The organism is Pseudomonas simiae, assembly GCF_900111895.1.
Taxonomy (GTDB): Bacteria; Pseudomonadota; Gammaproteobacteria; order Pseudomonadales; family Pseudomonadaceae; genus Aquipseudomonas; species Aquipseudomonas simiae.
This window is the reverse complement of sequence record NZ_FOKB01000003.1, coordinates 515950-534908: the sequence shown is the minus strand read 5'-3', so window position 1 is coordinate 534908 and position 18959 is coordinate 515950. Positions and strand designations below refer to the sequence as shown.

General features: G+C 59.5%; 17 protein-coding genes. 8 read left to right on the top strand and 9 right to left on the bottom strand.

The annotated features are described in order from the left end of the window. The first annotated feature begins 164 nt into the window (after positions 1 to 164). The 4 genes from pstB to BMZ57_RS12510 all read left to right on the top strand — a co-directional run bounded on the left by pstB (position 165) and on the right by BMZ57_RS12510 (position 3715). A complete protein-coding gene (gene pstB, locus BMZ57_RS12525; RefSeq protein WP_010207582.1) occupies positions 165 to 998 on the top strand; it encodes a phosphate ABC transporter ATP-binding protein PstB in 834 nt (277 codons plus the stop codon). 70 nt (positions 999 to 1068) lie between these two features. Then, the gene (gene phoU / locus BMZ57_RS12520; protein WP_010207581.1) at positions 1069 to 1830 is read left to right on the top strand and encodes a phosphate signaling complex protein PhoU; all 762 of its coding nucleotides are present in this window, start codon (positions 1069 to 1071) and stop codon (positions 1828 to 1830) included. A gap of 168 nt (positions 1831 to 1998) precedes the next feature. Further along, positions 1999 to 2907, top strand: a complete 909-nt coding sequence (locus BMZ57_RS12515) for a response regulator (RefSeq protein ID WP_069672966.1) — start codon at positions 1999 to 2001, stop codon at positions 2905 to 2907. A gap of 145 nt (positions 2908 to 3052) precedes the next feature. Next, entirely contained in the window at positions 3053 to 3715 is a 663-nt protein-coding gene (locus tag BMZ57_RS12510; RefSeq protein ID WP_010207576.1) for a M23 family metallopeptidase, read from the top strand. A 3-nt stretch (positions 3716 to 3718) separates the two neighbouring features. Here the strand turns inward: BMZ57_RS12510 and BMZ57_RS12505 are convergent, their stop codons facing one another. The 3 genes from BMZ57_RS12505 to phoB all read right to left on the bottom strand — a co-directional run bounded on the left by BMZ57_RS12505 (position 3719) and on the right by phoB (position 7387). Next, a complete protein-coding gene (locus BMZ57_RS12505) occupies positions 3719 to 5059 on the bottom strand; it encodes a hemolysin family protein (RefSeq protein WP_010207573.1) in 1341 nt (446 codons plus the stop codon). 270 nt (positions 5060 to 5329) lie between these two features. Further along, positions 5330 to 6616 (bottom strand): phosphate regulon sensor histidine kinase PhoR, encoded by a 1287-nt coding sequence (phoR, locus tag BMZ57_RS12500; protein ID WP_197999134.1) that lies wholly within the window; start codon positions 6614 to 6616, stop codon positions 5330 to 5332. Positions 6617 to 6697: 81 nt separating this feature from the next. Next, entirely contained in the window at positions 6698 to 7387 is a 690-nt protein-coding gene (phoB, locus tag BMZ57_RS12495; RefSeq protein WP_010207570.1) for a phosphate regulon transcriptional regulator PhoB, read from the bottom strand. A 155-nt stretch (positions 7388 to 7542) separates the two neighbouring features. On the opposite strand from phoB, the gene BMZ57_RS12490 reads away from it, so the two are divergent. After that, entirely contained in the window at positions 7543 to 7920 is a 378-nt protein-coding gene (locus tag BMZ57_RS12490) for a COG4315 family predicted lipoprotein (protein WP_010207569.1), read from the top strand. A gap of 111 nt (positions 7921 to 8031) precedes the next feature. Here the strand turns inward: BMZ57_RS12490 and ubiA are convergent, their stop codons facing one another. Together ubiA and BMZ57_RS12475 are read right to left on the bottom strand one after the other, a co-directional pair. Next, the gene (gene ubiA / locus BMZ57_RS12480; protein ID WP_069672965.1) at positions 8032 to 8922 is read right to left on the bottom strand and encodes a 4-hydroxybenzoate octaprenyltransferase; all 891 of its coding nucleotides are present in this window, start codon (positions 8920 to 8922) and stop codon (positions 8032 to 8034) included. Further along, entirely contained in the window at positions 8922 to 9485 is a 564-nt protein-coding gene (locus BMZ57_RS12475) for a chorismate--pyruvate lyase family protein (RefSeq protein ID WP_029529030.1), read from the bottom strand. The genes ubiA and BMZ57_RS12475 overlap by 1 nt, the downstream gene beginning before the upstream one ends. A 196-nt stretch (positions 9486 to 9681) precedes the next feature. On the opposite strand from BMZ57_RS12475, the gene BMZ57_RS12470 reads away from it, so the two are divergent. The 3 genes from BMZ57_RS12470 (at position 9682) to BMZ57_RS12460 (ending at position 11502) form a co-directional block, all read left to right on the top strand. Next, the gene (locus tag BMZ57_RS12470; protein WP_010207566.1) at positions 9682 to 9849 is read left to right on the top strand and encodes a rubredoxin; all 168 of its coding nucleotides are present in this window, start codon (positions 9682 to 9684) and stop codon (positions 9847 to 9849) included. A 37-nt stretch (positions 9850 to 9886) separates the two neighbouring features. Further along, positions 9887 to 11035, top strand: a complete 1149-nt coding sequence (locus BMZ57_RS12465; protein WP_010207565.1) for an NAD(P)/FAD-dependent oxidoreductase — start codon at positions 9887 to 9889, stop codon at positions 11033 to 11035. A 191-nt stretch (positions 11036 to 11226) separates the two neighbouring features. Beyond that, positions 11227 to 11502 (top strand): HU family DNA-binding protein, encoded by a 276-nt coding sequence (locus BMZ57_RS12460; RefSeq protein ID WP_003176958.1) that lies wholly within the window; start codon positions 11227 to 11229, stop codon positions 11500 to 11502. A gap of 138 nt (positions 11503 to 11640) precedes the next feature. On the opposite strand, the gene BMZ57_RS12455 is transcribed toward BMZ57_RS12460, so the two are convergent. The 4 genes from BMZ57_RS12455 to BMZ57_RS12440 are packed head-to-tail and all read right to left on the bottom strand — an operon-like array spanning position 11641 to position 18892. After that, positions 11641 to 12090, bottom strand: a complete 450-nt coding sequence (locus BMZ57_RS12455) for a hypothetical protein (RefSeq protein WP_010207560.1) — start codon at positions 12088 to 12090, stop codon at positions 11641 to 11643. A 5-nt stretch (positions 12091 to 12095) separates the two neighbouring features. After that, on the bottom strand, positions 12096 to 16490 hold the full coding sequence (locus BMZ57_RS12450; protein WP_081489119.1) for an RHS repeat-associated core domain-containing protein: 4395 nt from the start codon (positions 16488 to 16490) through the stop codon (positions 12096 to 12098). A 12-nt stretch (positions 16491 to 16502) separates the two neighbouring features. Next, complete coding sequence (locus BMZ57_RS12445; RefSeq protein ID WP_021492582.1) at positions 16503 to 16937, bottom strand: DcrB-related protein; 435 nt, start codon at positions 16935 to 16937, stop codon at positions 16503 to 16505. A 14-nt stretch (positions 16938 to 16951) separates the two neighbouring features. After that, positions 16952 to 18892: a type VI secretion system Vgr family protein gene (locus BMZ57_RS12440; RefSeq protein WP_069672959.1), complete on the bottom strand. Its 1941-nt coding sequence runs from the start codon at positions 18890 to 18892 to the stop codon at positions 16952 to 16954. Positions 18893 to 18959 lie beyond the last annotated feature (67 nt).

The window sequence follows — 18959 nt, the reverse complement described above, 5'->3', positions numbered from 1 at the left end:
CGAAAGCGGTGTATCGGAAACACATGTGCTGACTGACACACCGCTTTCGCGAGCAAGCCCGCTCCCACACCGAACTGCGCCAGACACAGCTTTTTAGTAAGCCGCCAGCCCGATCCAGAAGCCTGCGGTTCAATGAAACGAATTGGTAGCACAGGGAGCATCCCATGCAACAAGACACCCACACCCACGGCATCAACATGTCTGCCCTGGGGCGCGACAAGCAGAGCCTGAGCCTGGCCCAGGAAACCGTGGCCATCGAAGTGCCGGGCCTGAGCCTGTACTACGGTGAAAAACAGGCACTGTTCGACGTCAGCATGAACATCCCCAAGCAGCGCGTGACCGCCTTCATCGGCCCGTCGGGTTGCGGCAAGTCCACACTGCTGCGGACCTTCAACCGCATGAATGACCTGGTGGACGGCTGCCGCGTAGACGGTGCGATCAACCTCTACGGCACCAACATCTACCGCAAGGGCGAAGACGTGGCCGAGCTGCGTCGCCGCGTGGGCATGGTGTTTCAGAAGCCCAACCCGTTCCCCAAGACCATCTACGAAAACGTGGTCTACGGCCTGCGCATCCAGGGCATCAACAAGAAACGCATCCTCGACGAAGCAGTCGAGTGGGCCTTGAAAGGCGCGGCGCTGTGGGACGAAGTCAAAGACCGTCTGCACGAGTCAGCCCTCGGCCTGTCCGGTGGTCAACAGCAGCGTCTGGTGATCGCGCGGACCATCGCCGTTGAGCCGGAAGTGCTGCTGCTCGACGAACCGTGCTCGGCACTCGACCCGATCTCGACGCTGAAAGTCGAAGAGCTGATCTACGAGCTCAAGTCCAAGTTCACTATCGTCATCGTGACCCACAACATGCAGCAGGCGGCGCGGGTTTCCGACTACACCGCGTTCATGTACATGGGCAAACTGGTGGAGTTCGGCGATACCGATACCCTGTTCACTAATCCGGCGAAGAAGCAGACCGAAGACTACATCACCGGTCGATACGGCTAGAGAGCTGTGGTTCTCATCGCACTGACGCTGCGGTTCTCCGCACCTTACCGGACGCTCCAAGGACGCCAACATGATTAGCAAAGAAGGCCTTACCCACCACATCTCCGCGCAGTTCAACGCCGAGCTTGAGGAAGTGCGCAGTCACCTCCTGGCGATGGGCGGGCTGGTGGAGAAGCAAGTCAACGACGCCGTGACTGCGCTGATCGAGGCCGACTCGGGCCTGGCCCAGCAAGTGCGTGAGATCGATGACCAGATCAACCAGATGGAACGCAACATCGACGAAGAATGCCTGCGCATTCTGGCCCGTCGCCAGCCGGCGGCGTCCGACCTGCGTTTGATCATCAGCATCTCCAAGTCGGTGATCGACCTGGAGCGCATCGGCGATGAAGCCACCAAGATCGCCCGCCGCGCCATCCAGCTCTGCGAAGAAGGCGAAGCGCCACGCGGTTACGTGGAAGTGCGCCACATCGGTGATCAGGTGCGCAACATGGTGCGCGATGCCCTTGACGCCTTTGCCCGCTTCGATGCTGAGCTGGCACTCTCGGTGGCGCAGTACGACAAGATCATCGACCGCGAATACAAGACCGCGCTGCGTGAACTCGCGACTTACATGATGGAAGACCCACGCTCTATTTCGCGGGTCTTGAGCATTATCTGGGTACTGCGTTCTCTGGAGCGCATCGGCGACCACGCACGCAATATCTCGGAACTGGTGATTTACCTGGTGCGCGGGACCGACGTTCGGCACATGGGCCTCAAGCGCATGAAGGCCGAAGTTGAAGGTTCGGCGGATCTTATCCCTAATGTTCCGGGCGAATCTGACGATAAGTAAGGTTGCCCGAGAAATTAACGCCCGGCCTTTGGTCGGGCGTTTTTGTTTGCGGCCACTGAATTTTTTGCACGTTGAGTGAGATAAATTCCCAACGTGACTACAGAGTTTTGGCAAAATGCCACCAGTCAGGCGTGTTGCGTGCCGAAGTGTTAATAGGATGAAGGGTCGATGAGTAAAGTCAGTGTGTTGGTGGTGGATGACGCCTCGTTTATCCGCGACCTGGTGAAGAAGTGCCTGCGCAACTACTTCCCCGGGATCAAGCTTGAAGACGCGGTGAACGGCAAAAAGGCCCAGGCCATCCTGATGCGCGAGAGCTTCGACCTGGTGCTGTGCGACTGGGAAATGCCGGAGATGTCTGGCCTTGAACTGCTGACCTGGTGCCGCGAGCAGCCTCACCTCAAGGCCATGCCGTTCGTGATGGTGACCAGCCGTGGCGACAAGGAAAACGTGGTCCAGGCCATCCAGGCCGGCGTTTCGGGCTATGTCAGCAAGCCGTTCACCAACGAGCAGTTGCTGAACAAGGTCAAGCAAGCCCTGCACAAGATCGGTCGCCTCGACGCGCTGGTCGCCAGTGCACCGACCAAAATGAACTCGGCTTTCGGCAACGATTCACTCAGCGCGCTGACCGGTGGCAAACCGGAAGCCGCACGCGCAGCGCCGGTTGCTGCTGCGGCGCCTGTGCCCAACAAAGGCCTGCTCAACAACCCACCGGTACAGGCACCTTCAGCGGCGCCGGCCGGCGGTCGTGGCCAGGGCCAACTGCGCCTGTCCAGCTGCAGCCAGCAATGCGTGATCAAGGCGCTGAGCATCAAGGAAGCGCTGCTGGTGGTGCGCCGTGGCGAAGTGTTGCCTCAGGTACTGGAAAGCGCCGTGCTCGACCTGGAGCAGGGTGAGAATGCCGAAGTGGCCCGTCTCAACGGCTACCTGCACGCCATCGTCGCCTTCGAACCCAAGCCTGACAGCGATTGGTTGCAGCTGACCTTCCGGTTTATCGACCAGGACGCGCAGAAGCTCGACTACATCTCTCGCCTGATCGCACGGGGTACGGCGCAGAAGCACTTTGTGCCGGGTGCCTGACCTCTTGATACCGGAAATTGACCGATTATCTGACTGTCGGCGTCTGCCTAAATGAACGTGGATATTTGTTTCAGCGGGCTGCCAGTCTAAAGTTGTCATGATCCCTTGTTAGCCTGCCGTTCCGTTATCCCGGCAGGTTCACGCCATGCTCATGCGCTTTTTGCTGTGCTGCGGGCTGGCCACGGTCACCGTGTCGACCCAGGCCATGACCCTCTACAAATCCATCGATGCCAATGGCGTGGTGTTTTTCAGCGATCGCTATACGCCGGGTGCCCAGGCATTCGTGATGCAGGAGCGCAAGCTCGAACGGCCGATACTTGACAGGCCGCCTTCCCGTTACCCACCTCAGGCGCACCGCTATCCCTTGCCCTGGCGTGGCGGGCCGTTTCGTATGACCCAAGGCCCCAACGGCACGTTCAGCCATACAGACGCCAAAAGCCGGTACGCCATGGACATCGCCATGCCCGAAGGTACGCCGATCATTGCGGCACGCAGCGGTGTGGTGGTGAAGACCGAAAACGAGCAGGCCGGGCGGGGCAGTGATGCGTCGGGGAATTTCGTGAGGGTGCGCCACGATGATGGCACCGAGGGCGTTTACCTGCACCTCAAGCAAGGTTCGGTCAGTGTCCGGGCTGGGCAGCGTGTGGCGGTGGGGAGCCCGCTGGCGTTGTCGGGTAATACCGGCAACAGCAGCGGGCCGCACCTGCACTTTGTGGTGCAGCGCGCCACCGAGGCGGGGCTGGTGTCGATCCCGTATGAGTTCAACCAGCCGGTGGGTGCATTGCCCAACTTTGCGTTGGGCAATTGAGGGTCAATCCAGCAGAAGTACCTTGGCCAACACGATCTTCGGCCCTTTCATCTTCTTGATGATGATCCGCAAACCTTCCACCTCCAGCACTTCTTCCTCTTCCGGCACGCGCTTGAGGGTGTCGTAGATCAGGCCGGCCAGGGTTTCGGCCTCGATGTGGTCCAGGTCGACACCCAGCAGGCGTTCGACCTTGAAGAGCGGGGTGTCACCGCGCACCAGCAGCTTGCCCGGCTGATAAGCCAGGATGCCGCGTTCGGCCTTGCGGTGTTCGTCCTGGATATCGCCCACCAGCACTTCCAGCACGTCCTCCATGGTCAGGTAGCCGATGATCTTGCCGTCGGCCTCTTCCACCAGGGCGAAATGCGCGCCGCCTTTGCGGAACTGCTCCAGCAGCTGCGACAACGGCATGTGTCGCGACACACGCTCCAGCGGGCGGGTCAGCTCAGCCAGGTTGAACGACTCGGGAATGTGGTCCAGGGCTGCCAGTTCCAGCAGCAGGTCCTTGATGTGCAAGAGGCCGACAAACTCGTTGCGCACCGCGTCATACACCGGGTAGCGGCTGAATTTGTGGCGACGGAACAGCGCGAGGATTTCCTTGAGCGGCGCATTAAAGTCCAAGGTGACCAGGTCTTCCCGGGAATTGGCCCAGTCCACCACTTCCAGCTCGCCCATTTCCACGGCGGAAGCCAGTACACGCATGCCTTGGTCGCTTGGGTCCTGGCCACGGCTGGAGTGCAGGATCAGCTTGAGTTCTTCGCGGCTGTAATGGTGTTCATGGTGCGGGCCAGGCTCGCCTTGGCCGGCAATGCGCAGGATGGCGTTGGCGCTGGCATTGAGCAGGTAGATCGCCGGGTACATGGCCCAGTAGAACAGGTACAGCGGCACCGCCGTCCACAGCGACAGCAGCTCGGGCTTGCGAATCGCCCAGGACTTGGGCGCCAGCTCACCGACCACAATGTGCAGGTAGGAAATCACGAAGAAGGCGGCAAAGAACGACACGCCCTTGATCACTTCCGGCGACTCGACGCCCACGGCGCCCAGCAGCGGTTCGAGGATGTGCGCGAAGGCGGGCTCACCGACCCAACCCAGGCCCAGGGAGGCGAGGGTAATGCCCAGCTGGCAGGCCGACAGGTAGGCATCAAGCTGGCTGTGCACGGTACGCAGGATTTGCCCGCGCCAGCCGTTTTTGTGGGCGATCGCCTCGACCCGGGTGGCGCGCAGTTTGACCATGGCAAATTCCGCCGCAACGAAGAAACCGTTGAGCAGTACCAGGATCAGTGCAAAAAGAATCATGCCGAAGTCGGCGAAGAGTGTAGCGAGGGTGATACCAGGGGAAGGGTCCATGATGGGGTTTTGCAGGTTCCGTGTTTTCAATAAGGGGTGGCAGGTGGGCCTGAAGGGCAGGCGCAAGTCGGCCAATGTAGCGGCTGACGGGGCGCTTGCCTAGTGCCCACTGCCGGGCGGGGCGTGGAATACGCACTTCGACACGCTGGAAATCTAATGTGGGAGCGGGCTTGCTCGCGAATGCGGTGGGTCAGTCAACACCTTCATGGCTGACCCACCGCATTCGTGAGCACGCCCGCCTTCACCTTTCAGGTTTGGGTCGTTCTCAGGTTATTCATCGGCAGTGCCCCCCCGCGAACGGGTCATCTGCGTCGGCGGAAAATGGCAGGTAAACGTACTGCCATGCCCCAGCACGCTGCTGATTTCCAGGCGCGCACGGTGGCGCAAGAGCACATGCTTGACAATCGCCAGGCCGAGCCCGGTACCGCCGGTATTGGAGTTGCGGCTGGAGTCGACGCGGTAGAAACGCTCGGTCAGACGCGGCAGGTGCTTGGCGTCGATGCCGATGCCGGAGTCTTGCACGCTCAGGTGCGCGCCCTGTTCGTCGGTCCACCAGCGGATGCGGATATTGCCTTTGTCCGGGGTGTACTTCACGGCGTTGAACACCAGGTTGGAAAACGCACTGCGCAACTCACCTTCGCTGCCTTTGAGCAGCACGTTCGGGTCGGCTTCCAGGGTGATCTGTTGCCCACGTTGGCCGGAGAGGGCCAGGGCGTCGTTCTTGATGGTTTGCAGCAGGCTTTGTACGGCGACGGGGTGGTTATCCGAGGGATAATCGGTCGCCTCAAGCTTGGCCAGCAACAGCAGGTCGTTGAGCAGCGTCTGCATGCGTGAACCTTGCTGCTGCATCTGCTGCAGGGCTCGGCTCCAGCGCGGATTGATCTCGTCGACGTTGTCCAGCAGCGTCTCCAGGTACCCACAGATCACGGTCAGAGGCGTACGCAGCTCATGTGAGACGTTGGCGACGAAGTCTTTGCGCATCTGTTCCAGCTGGTGGATGCGGGTGACGTCGCGCACCAGCATCAGGTGTTCATTGTTGCCGTAGCGCGTCAGGTACAGCTGGATGCGTACGCGGTCATTGGTGGGTGAGGGAATTTCCAGGGCTTCTTCGTAGTTTTCCTGCTCGAAGTACTCCTTGAAGCGCGGATGGCGCACCAGGTTGGTCACCGGCTGGCCGCTGTCCTGGGGCGTTTTGAGGCCCAGCAGGGTTTCGGCGGCGCGGTTCCACCATTCCAGGTTGCCGTCGCTGTCGAGCATGATCACCGCATCCTTGAGCGCGGCGGTGGACTCCTGCACCCGGTCAATCACCGCTTGCAGGCGCCCGCGCACCCGTTGGTCGCGTCGTTGCAGGTGGTAAATGCTGTCGAACACTTCGCCCCACAGGCCGTAGCCATCGGGCGGTGCTTCGTCGGGTTTGTGCTGGCGCAGCCATTCGTGCAGGCGCAGCAGTTGCTTGAGGGTCCAACCCAGGTACAAGGCAATGCCGACTGCCAGGCTCCAGCCGTAGTAGCCACTGACCAGGCCCACCAACAGGCAGCCGGTGATCAGCAAAAGCATGTGGCGGATCAGGGTGCCATGCCAGTTTTGGTTCACTTAAACATGCGTCCTTGTCAGCTGTTAAGGAAAAAAGGGACGGGCTCAGCCTTTGGTGGAGAAGCGGTAGCCAGTGCCGCGCACGGTTTGTACCAGATTCTCGTAGGCCTCGCCCAAGGCTTTGCGCAGGCGGCGGATATGCACATCCACGGTGCGCTCCTCCACATAGACGTTGCCGCCCCACACTTGGTCGAGCAGTTGGCCACGGGTGTAGGCGCGTTCCTGGTGGGTCATGAAGAACTGCAGCAGGCGATATTCGGTAGGGCCCATCTCGGCCGGCGTGCCGTCGATGGTCACGCGGTGACTGATCGGGTCCAGCAACAGGCCACCGACTTCAATCGGTGCTTCGCCATCGGTCGGGCCGGCGCGGCGCAGCACGGCTTTCAGGCGTGCGACCAGTTCGCGTGGGGAAAACGGCTTGGTGATGTAGTCATCGGCACCGACTTCCAGGCCCTGGATCTTGTTGTCCTCTTCGCCCTTGGCGGTGAGCATGATGATCGGGATGTCCCCGGTCAGCTCGTCACGCTTGAGACGGCGGGCGAGTTCGATGCCGGAGGTGCCGGGCAGCATCCAGTCCAGCAGGATCAGGTCCGGCTTGCGGTCGACGATAATGGCATGGGCCTGCTGGGAGTTCTCCGCCTCCAGGCAGTCGTAGCCGGCCATTTCCAACGCAACGGCGATCATCTCGCGGATGGGCGCTTCGTCGTCAACAATCAGAATGCTCCTGCCAACCATGCTCAAAAATCCTCTTGTCATTTAACTGTCTTGCGCCGCATTAGATAACGGAATTATTGCAGTCGTGTGACAGTAATTTAGTCGCTCGGGCAATTCCCGCCTCTCTGGACTACGCTTTGGGTCCGAATCCTGACAACCAAAAAAGGAAGGTTCCGATGACTTACAGCACGATTTCCTGGAAAGCCCTGCTGGTAACGGCAGCGTTGACGCTACCGACCCTGGCGTTCGCGGCGGAACCCGCGATGACGAAAGACGGGATGCTGGTGGACCACAAGGGCATGACGCTCTACACCTTCGACAAGGATGCCGACGGCAAGTCAGTGTGCAAGGACCAGTGCGCGACCAACTGGCCGCCGCTCAAGGCTGAGTCCACCGATACGTCGACGGGCAAATGGACGGTGATCACTCGCGACGACCAGACCAGCCAGTGGGCCTATGACGGTAAGCCTGTCTACACCTACAAGGATGACCACAAGGCGGGTGACAAGACGGGTGATGGCAAGGGTGGGGCGTGGCATGTGATCAAGCCCTGATCACCCCTGTAGGAGCCAGCTTGCTCGCGAAGGGCGTTAACGATAACGCTGGGTGCCTGACACACAACAGCGCTCTCAGGTTTTTCGCGAGCAAGCTCGCTCCTACAGCATTCAGCGAAATGCGTAGTCCGCCACAATCCCGACAAATATCGCCAGCCCGGCCCAGTGGTTGTGCAGAAACGCCTTGAAGCACTTCATCCGGTCCTTGTCGCGGGTGTACCAGAACTCCCAGGCAAAACAGCCCGCCGCCGCCAGCAAGCCCAGGTGGAACCAGCCGCCCAGCTCGAACCGTGCGCCCGCCAGCAGCAGGCACGCCAGCGAAAGGCCTTGCAGGGTCAGGATGATCACGCGATCAGCTTCACCAAACAAAATGGCGGTGGATTTCACGCCGATTTTCAAATCGTCATCGCGATCGGTCATCGCGTAATAAGTGTCGTAGCCCACCGTCCACAGCAGGTTGGCGATATACAGCAGCCACGCGGCGGCGGGCAGGCTGCCGGTCTCGGCGGTAAACGCCATCGGCATACCCCAGGAAAACGCCGCGCCCAGCACCACTTGAGGGTAATAGGTGTAACGCTTCATGAACGGGTAGCTCGCCGCCAAAGCCAAACCACCGAGGGACAACAGGACAGTGGTGGCGTTGGTCAACAGCACCAGCAGGAAACTGATGCCCATCAGCACCGCAAAAAACACCAGCGCTTCCTTGGAGCTGATCTTGCCGCTCACCAGTGGGCGCTGCTCGGTGCGCTTCACATGGCCGTCGACCTTGCGGTCGGCCCAATCATTGATCACGCAGCCGCCCGCCCGGGTCAGCACCACGCCCAGCACGAAAATCACAATATTGATCAGGGACGGCGAACCTTTGCCTGCAATCCACAGTGCCCACAGCGTCGGCCACAGCAGCAAGTAAATGCCGATGGGTTTGTCCATCCGGGTCAACTGAATGAAATCCCAGGCCCTCGGGTTCAGGCGGTTCAGGGATTTGAGCAGGCTTTGATACATCAGCAGTTCTCCGGATGGGCATGCAGCGCGTGCCAGAAGCTCGGCAAAAAGATCTCCGCCACCAGCACGCTCAGCGAACCGCGATCGAAGCGTGAGCGGCGCGCCCACAGCCCGTCGGTCTGGACCGTCGTGGGCAGCCATTGTCGCGGGTAATGGCACACCTCAATGGCCTGGCGGGTGAATGCCTGGTCGCAAAACAGCAATTCACCCAGTGAACGGCTGCCCAACTCATCCATATGCAAGCCGTCGCCCTGCAAGGCACTGCGCGCCGCCACACTGCGCGCGAACACCCAAGGCTGGCCCTGCCCACGCAAATACACTTCACGCACCCAGCCGATAGTGGCCGGGGCCAGTGCCAGGGCAGCGCATTCATCATCGCGCAGTGGCTGCCACCCTTCGAACAGTGGCGTCACGCTGAAACCGTCGCTGGACAGCCACGTCAGCCGCCGTGTCAGTGAGTCTTCGTTGAACAGCCAATTGAGGGTCAAAGGCGCAGGCGCAGGGTGCAGAAGGCTCTGGGTCAGCCATTGGCAAGCATCGGAAGAGTCGATTGAGTGCGGCACGGTGAGTCAGTATTGGCAGCAAAAGAGGCGGCGAGCTTACCATGGCGTCCCTGGTTTTTGCCGGACCGAACTGGCTGTTTGCGTCGATCGTGCTTGCATCTGCCCGCCCCGATCAGTACAAAACGCCCTGAGCCGCACGGCAACGCTGGATCCATCGACCGTCGGCCAAACTGCCTGGACCCTGAGGAAGTAAGTAATGAAGAAGTGGCAATGTGTAGTCTGCGGCCTGATCTATGACGAGAAAGACGGCTGGCCGGATGACGGAATCGCTCCGGGAACCCTGTGGCAAGACGTCCCGGAAGACTGGCTGTGCCCTGACTGCGGCGTGGGCAAAGTGGATTTCGAAATGATCGAAATCGGCTAATTTTCAGCTTTCAGATAAGTACTACAAGGAGAAAGGAATGAACGCACCTGTCGTGATCATCGGCACAGGATTGGCCGGTTACAACGTGGCCCGGGAGTTTCGCAAGCTCGACAGCGAGACCCCATTGCTGCTGATCACCGCGGATGACGGGCGCTCCTACTCCAAGCCCATGCTCTCCACCGGCTTTGGCAAGAACAAGGAAGCCGATGGCCTGAGCATGGCCGAACCCGGCGCCATGGCCGAGCAACTCAAGGCCGAAGTGCGCACTCACACCCGCGTCAGCGGCATCGACCCCGGCCACAAGCGCCTGTGGATCGGCGAGGAAGCGGTGGCGTACCGCGACCTGATCCTGGCCTGGGGCGCAGAAACCGTGCGTGTGCCGGTGGAAGGCGATGCGGCTGAACTGATTTTCCCTATCAACGATCTCGAAGATTACGCACGCTTTCGTGCCGCCGCTGCCGGCAAACGCCGTGTGCTGCTGCTCGGCGCCGGCCTGATCGGCTGTGAATTTGCCAATGACCTGATCCTTGGCGGTTATGAAATCGACCTGGTGGCACCGTGCGAGCAAGTCATGCCGACCCTGCTGCACCCGGCCGCCGCCGCAGCGGTACAGGCCGGCCTGGAAAGCCTTGGCGCGCGCTTCCACCTGGGTCCTGTCCTCAATCGCCTACAGCGCACCGCTGACGGCTTGGAAGCCCATCTGTCGGACGGTGAAGTGATCGCCTGCGACCTGGTGGTCTCGGCCATCGGTCTGCGTCCACGCGTGGACCTGGCCGCCGCCGCCGGCCTGCAGACCAACCGCGGGATCATGGTGGATCGCCACCTCAAGACCTCCCACGCCAATATCTACGCCCTGGGCGACTGCGCCGAGGTCGACGGCCTGAACCTGCTGTACGTGATGCCGCTGATGAGCTGCGCCCGCGCCCTGGCCCAGACCCTGGCCGGCAACGCCACCGCAGTCAGCTACGGCCCGATGCCGGTGACCGTCAAGACGCCGGTCTGCCCACTGGTGGTCTCGCCACCGCCTCGCGGCACCGAAGGCGTCTGGAGCGTTGAAGGCGAGGGTGCCGACATCAAGGCCTTGTGCCGCGACGCCAGCGGCCGCCTGCTGGGCTACGCACTGACCGGCAGCGCCGTGATGGAAAAACTCGCGCTCAATAAAGAACTTCCACCGTTGCTGGCGTAAATAGCGGTCGTTCTGTCGGAATAACCGCGTTTTTCACCCTAGAAAGGTCGCCGCGAGACTGGCGGAGCGTGCGAGGGCATGCCATCCTCACTCCCGTCTGCCGCAGAGTAGAGCCTGCGGCGCTTTGGGCGCTGCTCCAGAAGAGAGCAGCACGGACATAACAACAAAAAACCGTCAAAGAGGCTTCACTTATGCGTAAACCAGAACTCGCAGCCGCCATCGCTGAAAAAGCGGATCTCACCAAAGAACAGGCTAACCGCGTCCTTAACGCTGTTCTCGAAGAAATCACCGGCGCCCTGCACCGCAAGGACAGCGTCACCCTGGTTGGCTTCGGCACCTTCCTGCAACGCCATCGCGGCGCCCGCACCGGCAAAAACCCACAAACCGGTGAGCCGGTGAAAATCAAGGCGAGCAACACCGTTGCGTTCAAACCGGGTAAATCGCTGAAAGACACTGTTAACGCGTAATGGCGTTACCGTCTCGAACGGGGCGGGGTGGTAGGAAAAATGGGCACGCCGACTGGGTCGGGTGCCCATTTTTTGTCCTTGGTGTTACAGAGCCTGCAGGCCAACCAGCAAGCTCACGGGTGTAGACGCGCCGTCCTCTTATTTAGAGTCATCATTGGACCTGCCAGTTCTTTTTGAAAAGCGCACGTCACCCGCAATAATTTCAATGTAATAATCATGGCTTTGGATAATATAGTGTGTGTATTTGTTCTTGTCATAGGCTCTCCAGTTGGGTGAAGTGATATCCCTTTCTTTTGTCAGGCCTTCAAGCCAAGAGGACTCAGGGATTACCCAATAGGAGGACTTGAACTCATCGTCCTCGCGGTTTTCGTAATAGTGCAGGTGTTTATTACGCTCCAGCCTGAGGGCCCATACATTAGAGAAATCCAGAATGCCAATATATTTGGAGTAGTTTGCGTTTTTGGTCCAAGTAGGAAACTCGGCTCTTACATCATCTCGCTCAAGGGTGATGCGAACGTTGTCATTCGGCGCCTGCCATACTGGCAACTCAATAGCGAATGCCCGATCTTTACTTGTAGGTACTGTCATAGCCGTTATCCTTTGCATGTTGGTACTTTGGACGTACCGCTATTTGGCAAGCCATTATTCCTGAGTCGGGTATTAAAGTCGCGTAGCAGGGTAGGGTCGGTAATGACCTTGTACTTAATTTGTTTTGCCTTGCCCAGCACAGCAATCGCCAGGCGGCTGTTGCCATCCCGTGCGACAAGCTGGCCTTTGACATTCACCACTTCAATTGGTGGGAAATCGGTAACTTTCAGTTTGCCCTTTTTAACTTGGTTGACGACAGATTGGATAGGTTTTTTTCCTTCGGGAGTATCGAACGCGCTATTGATGGTTCGCTGGGCAAAGTTGATGTCCTTCGGGTTTCCTAATTGCTCACCTGGGCCCAGCTCAATGCCTTCCAGGCCAAGCGGGTCAACCCAGCTGAAAGGGTTGAAGCCGTATAAGTAGAGATTCAGTCCTCCCATCAAGCTGATCGGGTCAGGGGATGTAAAGCGCCCTATATCCGGATCGTAGAATCTGAAAGTGTTGTAGTGCAGCCCTGTTTCTCGATCCAGATACTGCCCCTGGAATCGCAGGTTCTGTTCTTCAATGTAATGAGGTTCTCGCACTTCCTCCAGCGTGTTGCCCCACACCCGGTACGTTGCCTGCCAGACGATGTGGCCGTCAGCTTCGCTGAGTTGTGCCGGAAGGCCGTTGAGATCGTTATGGTAATAACGCAATTTCTGCAGTTGTCCAATGCCATCTACGCGGGCCAGGGGTTCATAGCCCTCATTTTCGTACACGTATAGGCTGGTCTGGCTGTATTTGTGTTCCTGCAAGAGACGCAAGCCGTCCCAGGAAAAACGAGTTTCACTCAGTGGGTAACCATCAATACCGTGTTCCGTTTTTTTGATGCGTCGGCCCAGTGGGTCATAGTGCATTTTCACCACGTTGCCGTTTTCATTGCGGACTTCAATCAGTCGGCTTTCTGCATCGTAGGCAAATCGTTGTACGCCTCGGGAGGTGCTGCGTTTTTCGATCATGCGTCCGAAGCCGTCATAACGGTAGCGCTTGTCCTGATAGGTCATCAGCTTGTTATGTACTACTAGGCCCGCTCCGGGGTGCGGACTGTCCAGCAGGTTGGCGGCGGCGTCGTAAGTAAAGGTTTCGCGCTGGCCCAGCAGGTTATCCTGGCTGGCAGTGATGCGGCCGGTAGCGTCGTAGTGCAACAGCTGGCGCTGCTGGGTCGTTGGTTGCTGATCGAGTTTGCCGGTCAAATTGTCAGCGGGGTCGTATTCGAAGTGCTGTTGCATTGCCGCCGGCGTCAGCATGGGCTGGTGGCTATGACGGCAATGGCGTGAACGCAGGCGACCGCTCCGGTCGTATTCGCTACGTGTGCTGAGCTGGCCTTGAGTACGTAGCACTTCACGATGAAGGCGGTCGCGCTCGAAGTCGCTGATAACTTCTCCGTCCAGATTGATCTGATGCAAGTGGCCGCTGCCGTAATACAGCCGATTAAGCCAGCGGCCGTCAGGCAGTTGGGTCTGGGTTAGATTGCCGAGTTCGTCATAGTGATGTTGCAAGGTGCCCATAGGGCTTTGTTCGGTCAATAACCGGCCGAGAGGAGCGTATGCGAAACTCAGGACTTGGGTATCGCCCGACAGATCGGTAAAGGTGACGGCGCAGAGCTGGTCCAGCGAATCGTAAACGTATTCGGTGCGGCCATCATCGGTCATTTTTGCAATCAGTCGGCCAACAGCGTCGCGTTCCATCCGGTGAACGATAGGTGACGGCGTCTCGGCAGCGTTGACCAGAGTATTGTCGAAATGCGCGGGAACGGCCGTCATTGCAGTCATGTGGTTCAGCAGATCATAGGTGTAGCGCTTGGCGCTGCCATCGAGGTCTCGCTGTTCGGTCAAGCGATCCCCGGCGTCCCAGACAAACTGGTAGCTTTCTTCATTCTCGTTGATCAGGGCTTTCAGCCGTCCATAGCTGTCATAAGCGAACTTCACCCGTCGGCCATAGGCATCCGTTCGCTGACACACCTGGCCACGCCTATTGTGTTGATACAACGTGGTGTGCCCTGCCGGGTCGGTGTAACCCAGCAATAGGCCACTGGTATCACGTGTGTACTGTTCGGTTCGCCCGTCAGGCAATTGGCTGCTGATCAGCCGCCCACGGGCGTCATGGCTGAACTGAGTACGTTCTCCGAGCGCATCAGTGATGAACTGTAAAAATCCCCGCTCGTCGTAACCGAATCGCGTCGAATAACCCGAGCAATCGATGTGTTCGACCAATTGCCCAAACGGACTCCAGCGCAGCTTTTTGCTTTTGCCGGTAGCGTCGATGATTTCCACGGGGTGGCCGTGGCTGTCGTAGCGATAACGGGTAATGTGGCCCATCGGGTCGGTGGCGGCGATGCAGTTACCGCGCTGATCGTATTGATAGTGCCAGCTGTGGTTGGCGGGGTTGGTCTCAACCAGAGGTAATGCCCAGTGTTCGAGCCACATCGTCGAATCGCGACGGCCCAGCGGGTCGATTTCACTGATGAGGTTACCGGTTTCGTCGTAGCTATATTCAAAGCGCCCGCCCTGAGGATCGGTAGCGCCGAGCAATTGGCGCTCATCGTTCCAGTCGAACAGCCAGGTCTGGCCGAGATTGTCGCTGTACTTGGTGATTTGGTGCTGGTTGTTCCAATGACGAATGCTGATGCGCTGCATGCCGTCGGTGATGCGCGTGACACCGGCACTCAGGTCGTACTCGAAATGGTAAGCATCGCCTTCATCGGTCCAATGGTGTGATACGCGCCATTCCACGTCCTCAACCAAGGCCCACTCATAAAAACAGCGCAGTCCGGCAGGCAGTTGGTGCTCTACCATCCGCCTGCCTGCGTCGTAACTGAAGCGTCGTTGTATCTGACCGGTGGCATCGCGCACCTCTGTCAGATCGCCAGTTGCGTTGTAACTGTAACTCACGAGCACTTCACGACGCTGATCAGGGTAAACACGCTCAATCTTGGACACGTGACCCTGGTCGCGGATTAATTCAACCTGCACCAGATCAAGGTTGTCGTGCAACTGCACCAAACGCCCGGCGGCGTCGTAGTTGAGGTGGATGCGATGGTCGTTGCGGTCACCAAGCTGAGTAAGGCGTAGCAGTGATACGTTTGCCGGAGTGGATTCGAACAAGCGATATATACCGTCGGCGCTTTCGATCAGCAACTGACCATTGCGATGTCGCCGAATGCTCAAACCCTCTCCCGGACTGAACATCGCGCTGCCAAGTGATATACCGCCAAGGTTGATTCGCCTGCCTTGCTCGTCGGTGTAGAGCAATTCTTCACCGCCGTCAGGGTGTAGCAGTATCTCTACGCTGATCTCGTACGGGACACTCCAGCCTGCACCAAACATCCCGGTGCGGCGCTCATCTCGCGAGTTATAAAAACGTTGCCAATCGATTGGCAGGATGCCGGGCAATACAAAATCCAGCTCAGTCTCGCCACCCAATACCTTGGCCCCAGTTGCCGCATGCACCGGGTTAGGTGACCCCATCGTCGCATTGGCTGCAGCGCCCATCGCTTGGCTGACGGCATAAGAAGTTACCCCCGCGAGCAACATGCACGGCAAATTACTCAGCGTCTTGCCTTTGGCACCTTTCAGCATCATCAGCGCTTCAATCGCCAACCCCACCCCAGGGGTTTTCCCGCTGCGAATCTCCTGCACCACCACCGTCCCACCACCAATGGTGACGTTTGGCGAGATCAGCCCCGACGACACCACCGTCGCATCGCACATGCTGCGGTCGCCACTGCGCACGGCGGGCTGGCCGTTGATGGTGACTTTGTCAGACCCTTCGGCCAGAAGCTGTGGTGGCATCGGCGGATGGCGGGCACACAGGACCATGTCGGTGAGGGCCGGTACCACGCCCGGTGCAGGCGTGGCGACAGTGGGGCGCCATAGTTGGGAGAAGAAACCCTCGGCCATGTCCAGAAAGCCGGGCTCGGGTCGTGGCTCGGGGTCGGGCTCCGGCGGCACTTGCTCAAGCTCTGTGCCAGCGGGCGCCACGTGCGAGGGAATGGAGCCTGCGGCCCGTGCAGCCGGAATGCTGTTGACGAAAGTGTCGGTCGAACCCACCGCAATCGTGGCTTCCACCACGGGCGGGAACAGCGCGTTGGCGAAGCTCTCGCACATCTTGCTGAGGCCCTTGTCGGCCCCCGTCTTGCTCATGGCCATGCCGACGACAATGCCCACCACCGCGCCGAGGATGCAGCCGCCGATACCGGCGGTAGCAATCGTCACCCCCACGGCCGCCGCGACAGCAGCAGTCGCCAGCGCAGTAATCGCCACGTTGGCCGCCACTTCCAGCACACCGCCGAGGATGTCGGCCATCATGGAGGTGTGGGTCAGCGCATCGCCCATCCGGGCAGCCCATAGAGCGTCAGACATACAAGCAGCTCATCAAGAAACAGCGTCGAACGACAGCGAATTTTTAATCAACGCCCAATGCGCCGCCTCGGCATCCCCGAGCTTGTCGGCCTTCACGTAACTCAAGGCGAGCATCTTGCGCGTTCCCGGTAGCACCAGCGCCAACTGGTACTGGAACACTTTGTCATTGCCCTTGTTGAACTGGCTGCGCAGCTCGATGCCTTCCACTTCTTGGGCTGCGCCCAAACGCACGTCCACACCGGGTTGGTAGCGCAAATCCTGCACCTGCTTTTCCAGGCGCTGGAGCTGGTCGTTGAAGTTGCTGTGCAGGGTTTCACCCTCGGCGAGCAGGCTGCGGCTGACAATCAGGGATGTTCCCAATTCAGGGAACTTGAGGATATTGATTGTCGCGTCCTGCAACTCACTGGCGGGCAGTTGAAACTGGAATTCGTTGATTCGATACGTCATGAAAACAGGTCTCGTCAGGAACTTTTAGGCGCGGGGAACGCGGCTTTGATATTGGCGTCGATGGCGCCTTTCTGGCCCTGGCCATCCGGCGTGGCGCCGGGGCCGCCGCCATTGTTCAGGTGCAGGACGCCGCCGGTGTTGAACTCTGCGTCGCCGCTGGCATAGAAGCTGATCTGCACGCCGGTGAGGTTGATCTGCCCACTGGCGTTCAACTCCAAAATGCTTTCGCCGCAGACCAGGCGCAGGTTTTCGCCCACTTCGATGACGTAGCTCTGGCTGATGCTGTCGGTCTTCTTCTGGCCTACTGAGAGGATGTCTTCCTGCTTGACGATGCGCAGGCGGTTGTTGCCGATGGTCACCGTCTCGTTATGCCCGATGCTTTTGTTACGGTCATGCCCCACCGAATGGCTCTCATCCACCTCCACCACGATGTCCTGATTGCGCTCGGCGTGGATATACAACTGCTCCAACCCCTTCTTGTCCTCCATGCGGATTTCATTGAAGTTGGCTGGGCTGCCGCCCTTGCTGGAGCGGCTTTTCATGCCGCTCTGGGTAGCGTTCTCCGGCAGGTCGTAGGGCACTGTCTGCTCGGCGTTGTACACGCGGCCGGTGATGATCGGCCGGTCGGGGTCGCCTTCCAGAAAGCTCACAATCACTTCCTGGCCGATCCGTGGGATCTGCATCGAACCCCAGTTCTTGCCGGCCCAGGATTGCGATACACGAATCCAGCATGAGCTGTTCTCGTTGGATTGGTCGTGACGGTCCCAGTAGAAGTGCACTTTTACGCGGCCGTACTGGTCAGTCCAGATTTCCTCGCCCTTGGGGCCGACCACCAGCGCGGTCTGCGGGCCTTTGACGATGGGCCGATGGGTGTTGGCCAGCGGGCGGAAACTCTGCTGGGCGTCGATGCAGGTGAGGCTGCTTTCGAACTGCGCCGAACCCGAGCCGCCGCCGCTTTCCAGGCTTTCCTGGACGATGTAGTAGCGGCAGCCGACGATCAGGTATTCGCGGTTCTGGTCCTGGCGACTGAAGCCGGTCAGGCTGAACAAATGCCCCGAACCCAGGCCACGGGCGTTGCCGTTGAACTCGATCTGTTCATGCAGGGTTTGCAGGGCTTCGATGCGGGTGCGCGCATAGTGCTCGCCGTCTTCGCTTTGCACGTAGGTGCCGGGGTAGTCGTACAGCGGATAGTCGCCGGCGGTGTGCGGGCGCGGCATGGCCGAGCGCACGTCGATGCTGGCGCTGGGGCGTTGGAAGTCGTAGTCGTTGAGCTCCATCGAGCCCGGCTGCACCTCTTGCGCCAGGTGCCAGTTGTGCATGTGGTCGCGTTCGCGCTGCTGCTCGTCCTTGGGGTAGTACGGGATCGACGCGTAGCCGGGCACGGTGGTGTGGGCGCCGTAGGCGTCGGCCAGCACCAGCACATGGCGGTCCTGCTCGTGGCGGAAGAAGTAGTAGATACCTTCCTGTTCCATCAAACGGCTGACGAAATCAAAGCTGGTCTCGCGGTACTGCACGCAGTATTCCCACTCGCGGTACGGCCGGCTCAGGGCGTCCTCGAAGTCGGAAAACCCCAGGTCGCGGAACACCTGCTTGATGATCTGCGGGATGCTCAGGTTCTGGAAAATCCGGCAGTCGGACGTGCGGCTGAGCAGCCACAACCAAGGACGCAGCGTCACCTGGTAACTGGCGAACTGGCCCTGGTCGATGTTCTGACTGCACCGCGCGACGATGCCGTGAAAATGCCGCTCACCTCCGTCCGCCAGTTGCAGGCCCACGCTCATGGGCTTGCCGAGCAACTGGTTGAGGTCGATGTTGGCGTCCAGGGACGTCAGTTGCAGCTCATAGTTGAACAGCCTGCCCAGCTCTTCACCGCCGCCCATTTCATTGAGCAGCAGCACATCCGGCCCGAGGGGGCTGGTGATCTTGGCCAGGCGTGAGGCTTGGTTGAATAGCATTGGGCGTCCTGTAAAGGTCTTGATTACTGAAGGAACCGAATCCAATGTGGGAGCTGGCTTGCCTGCG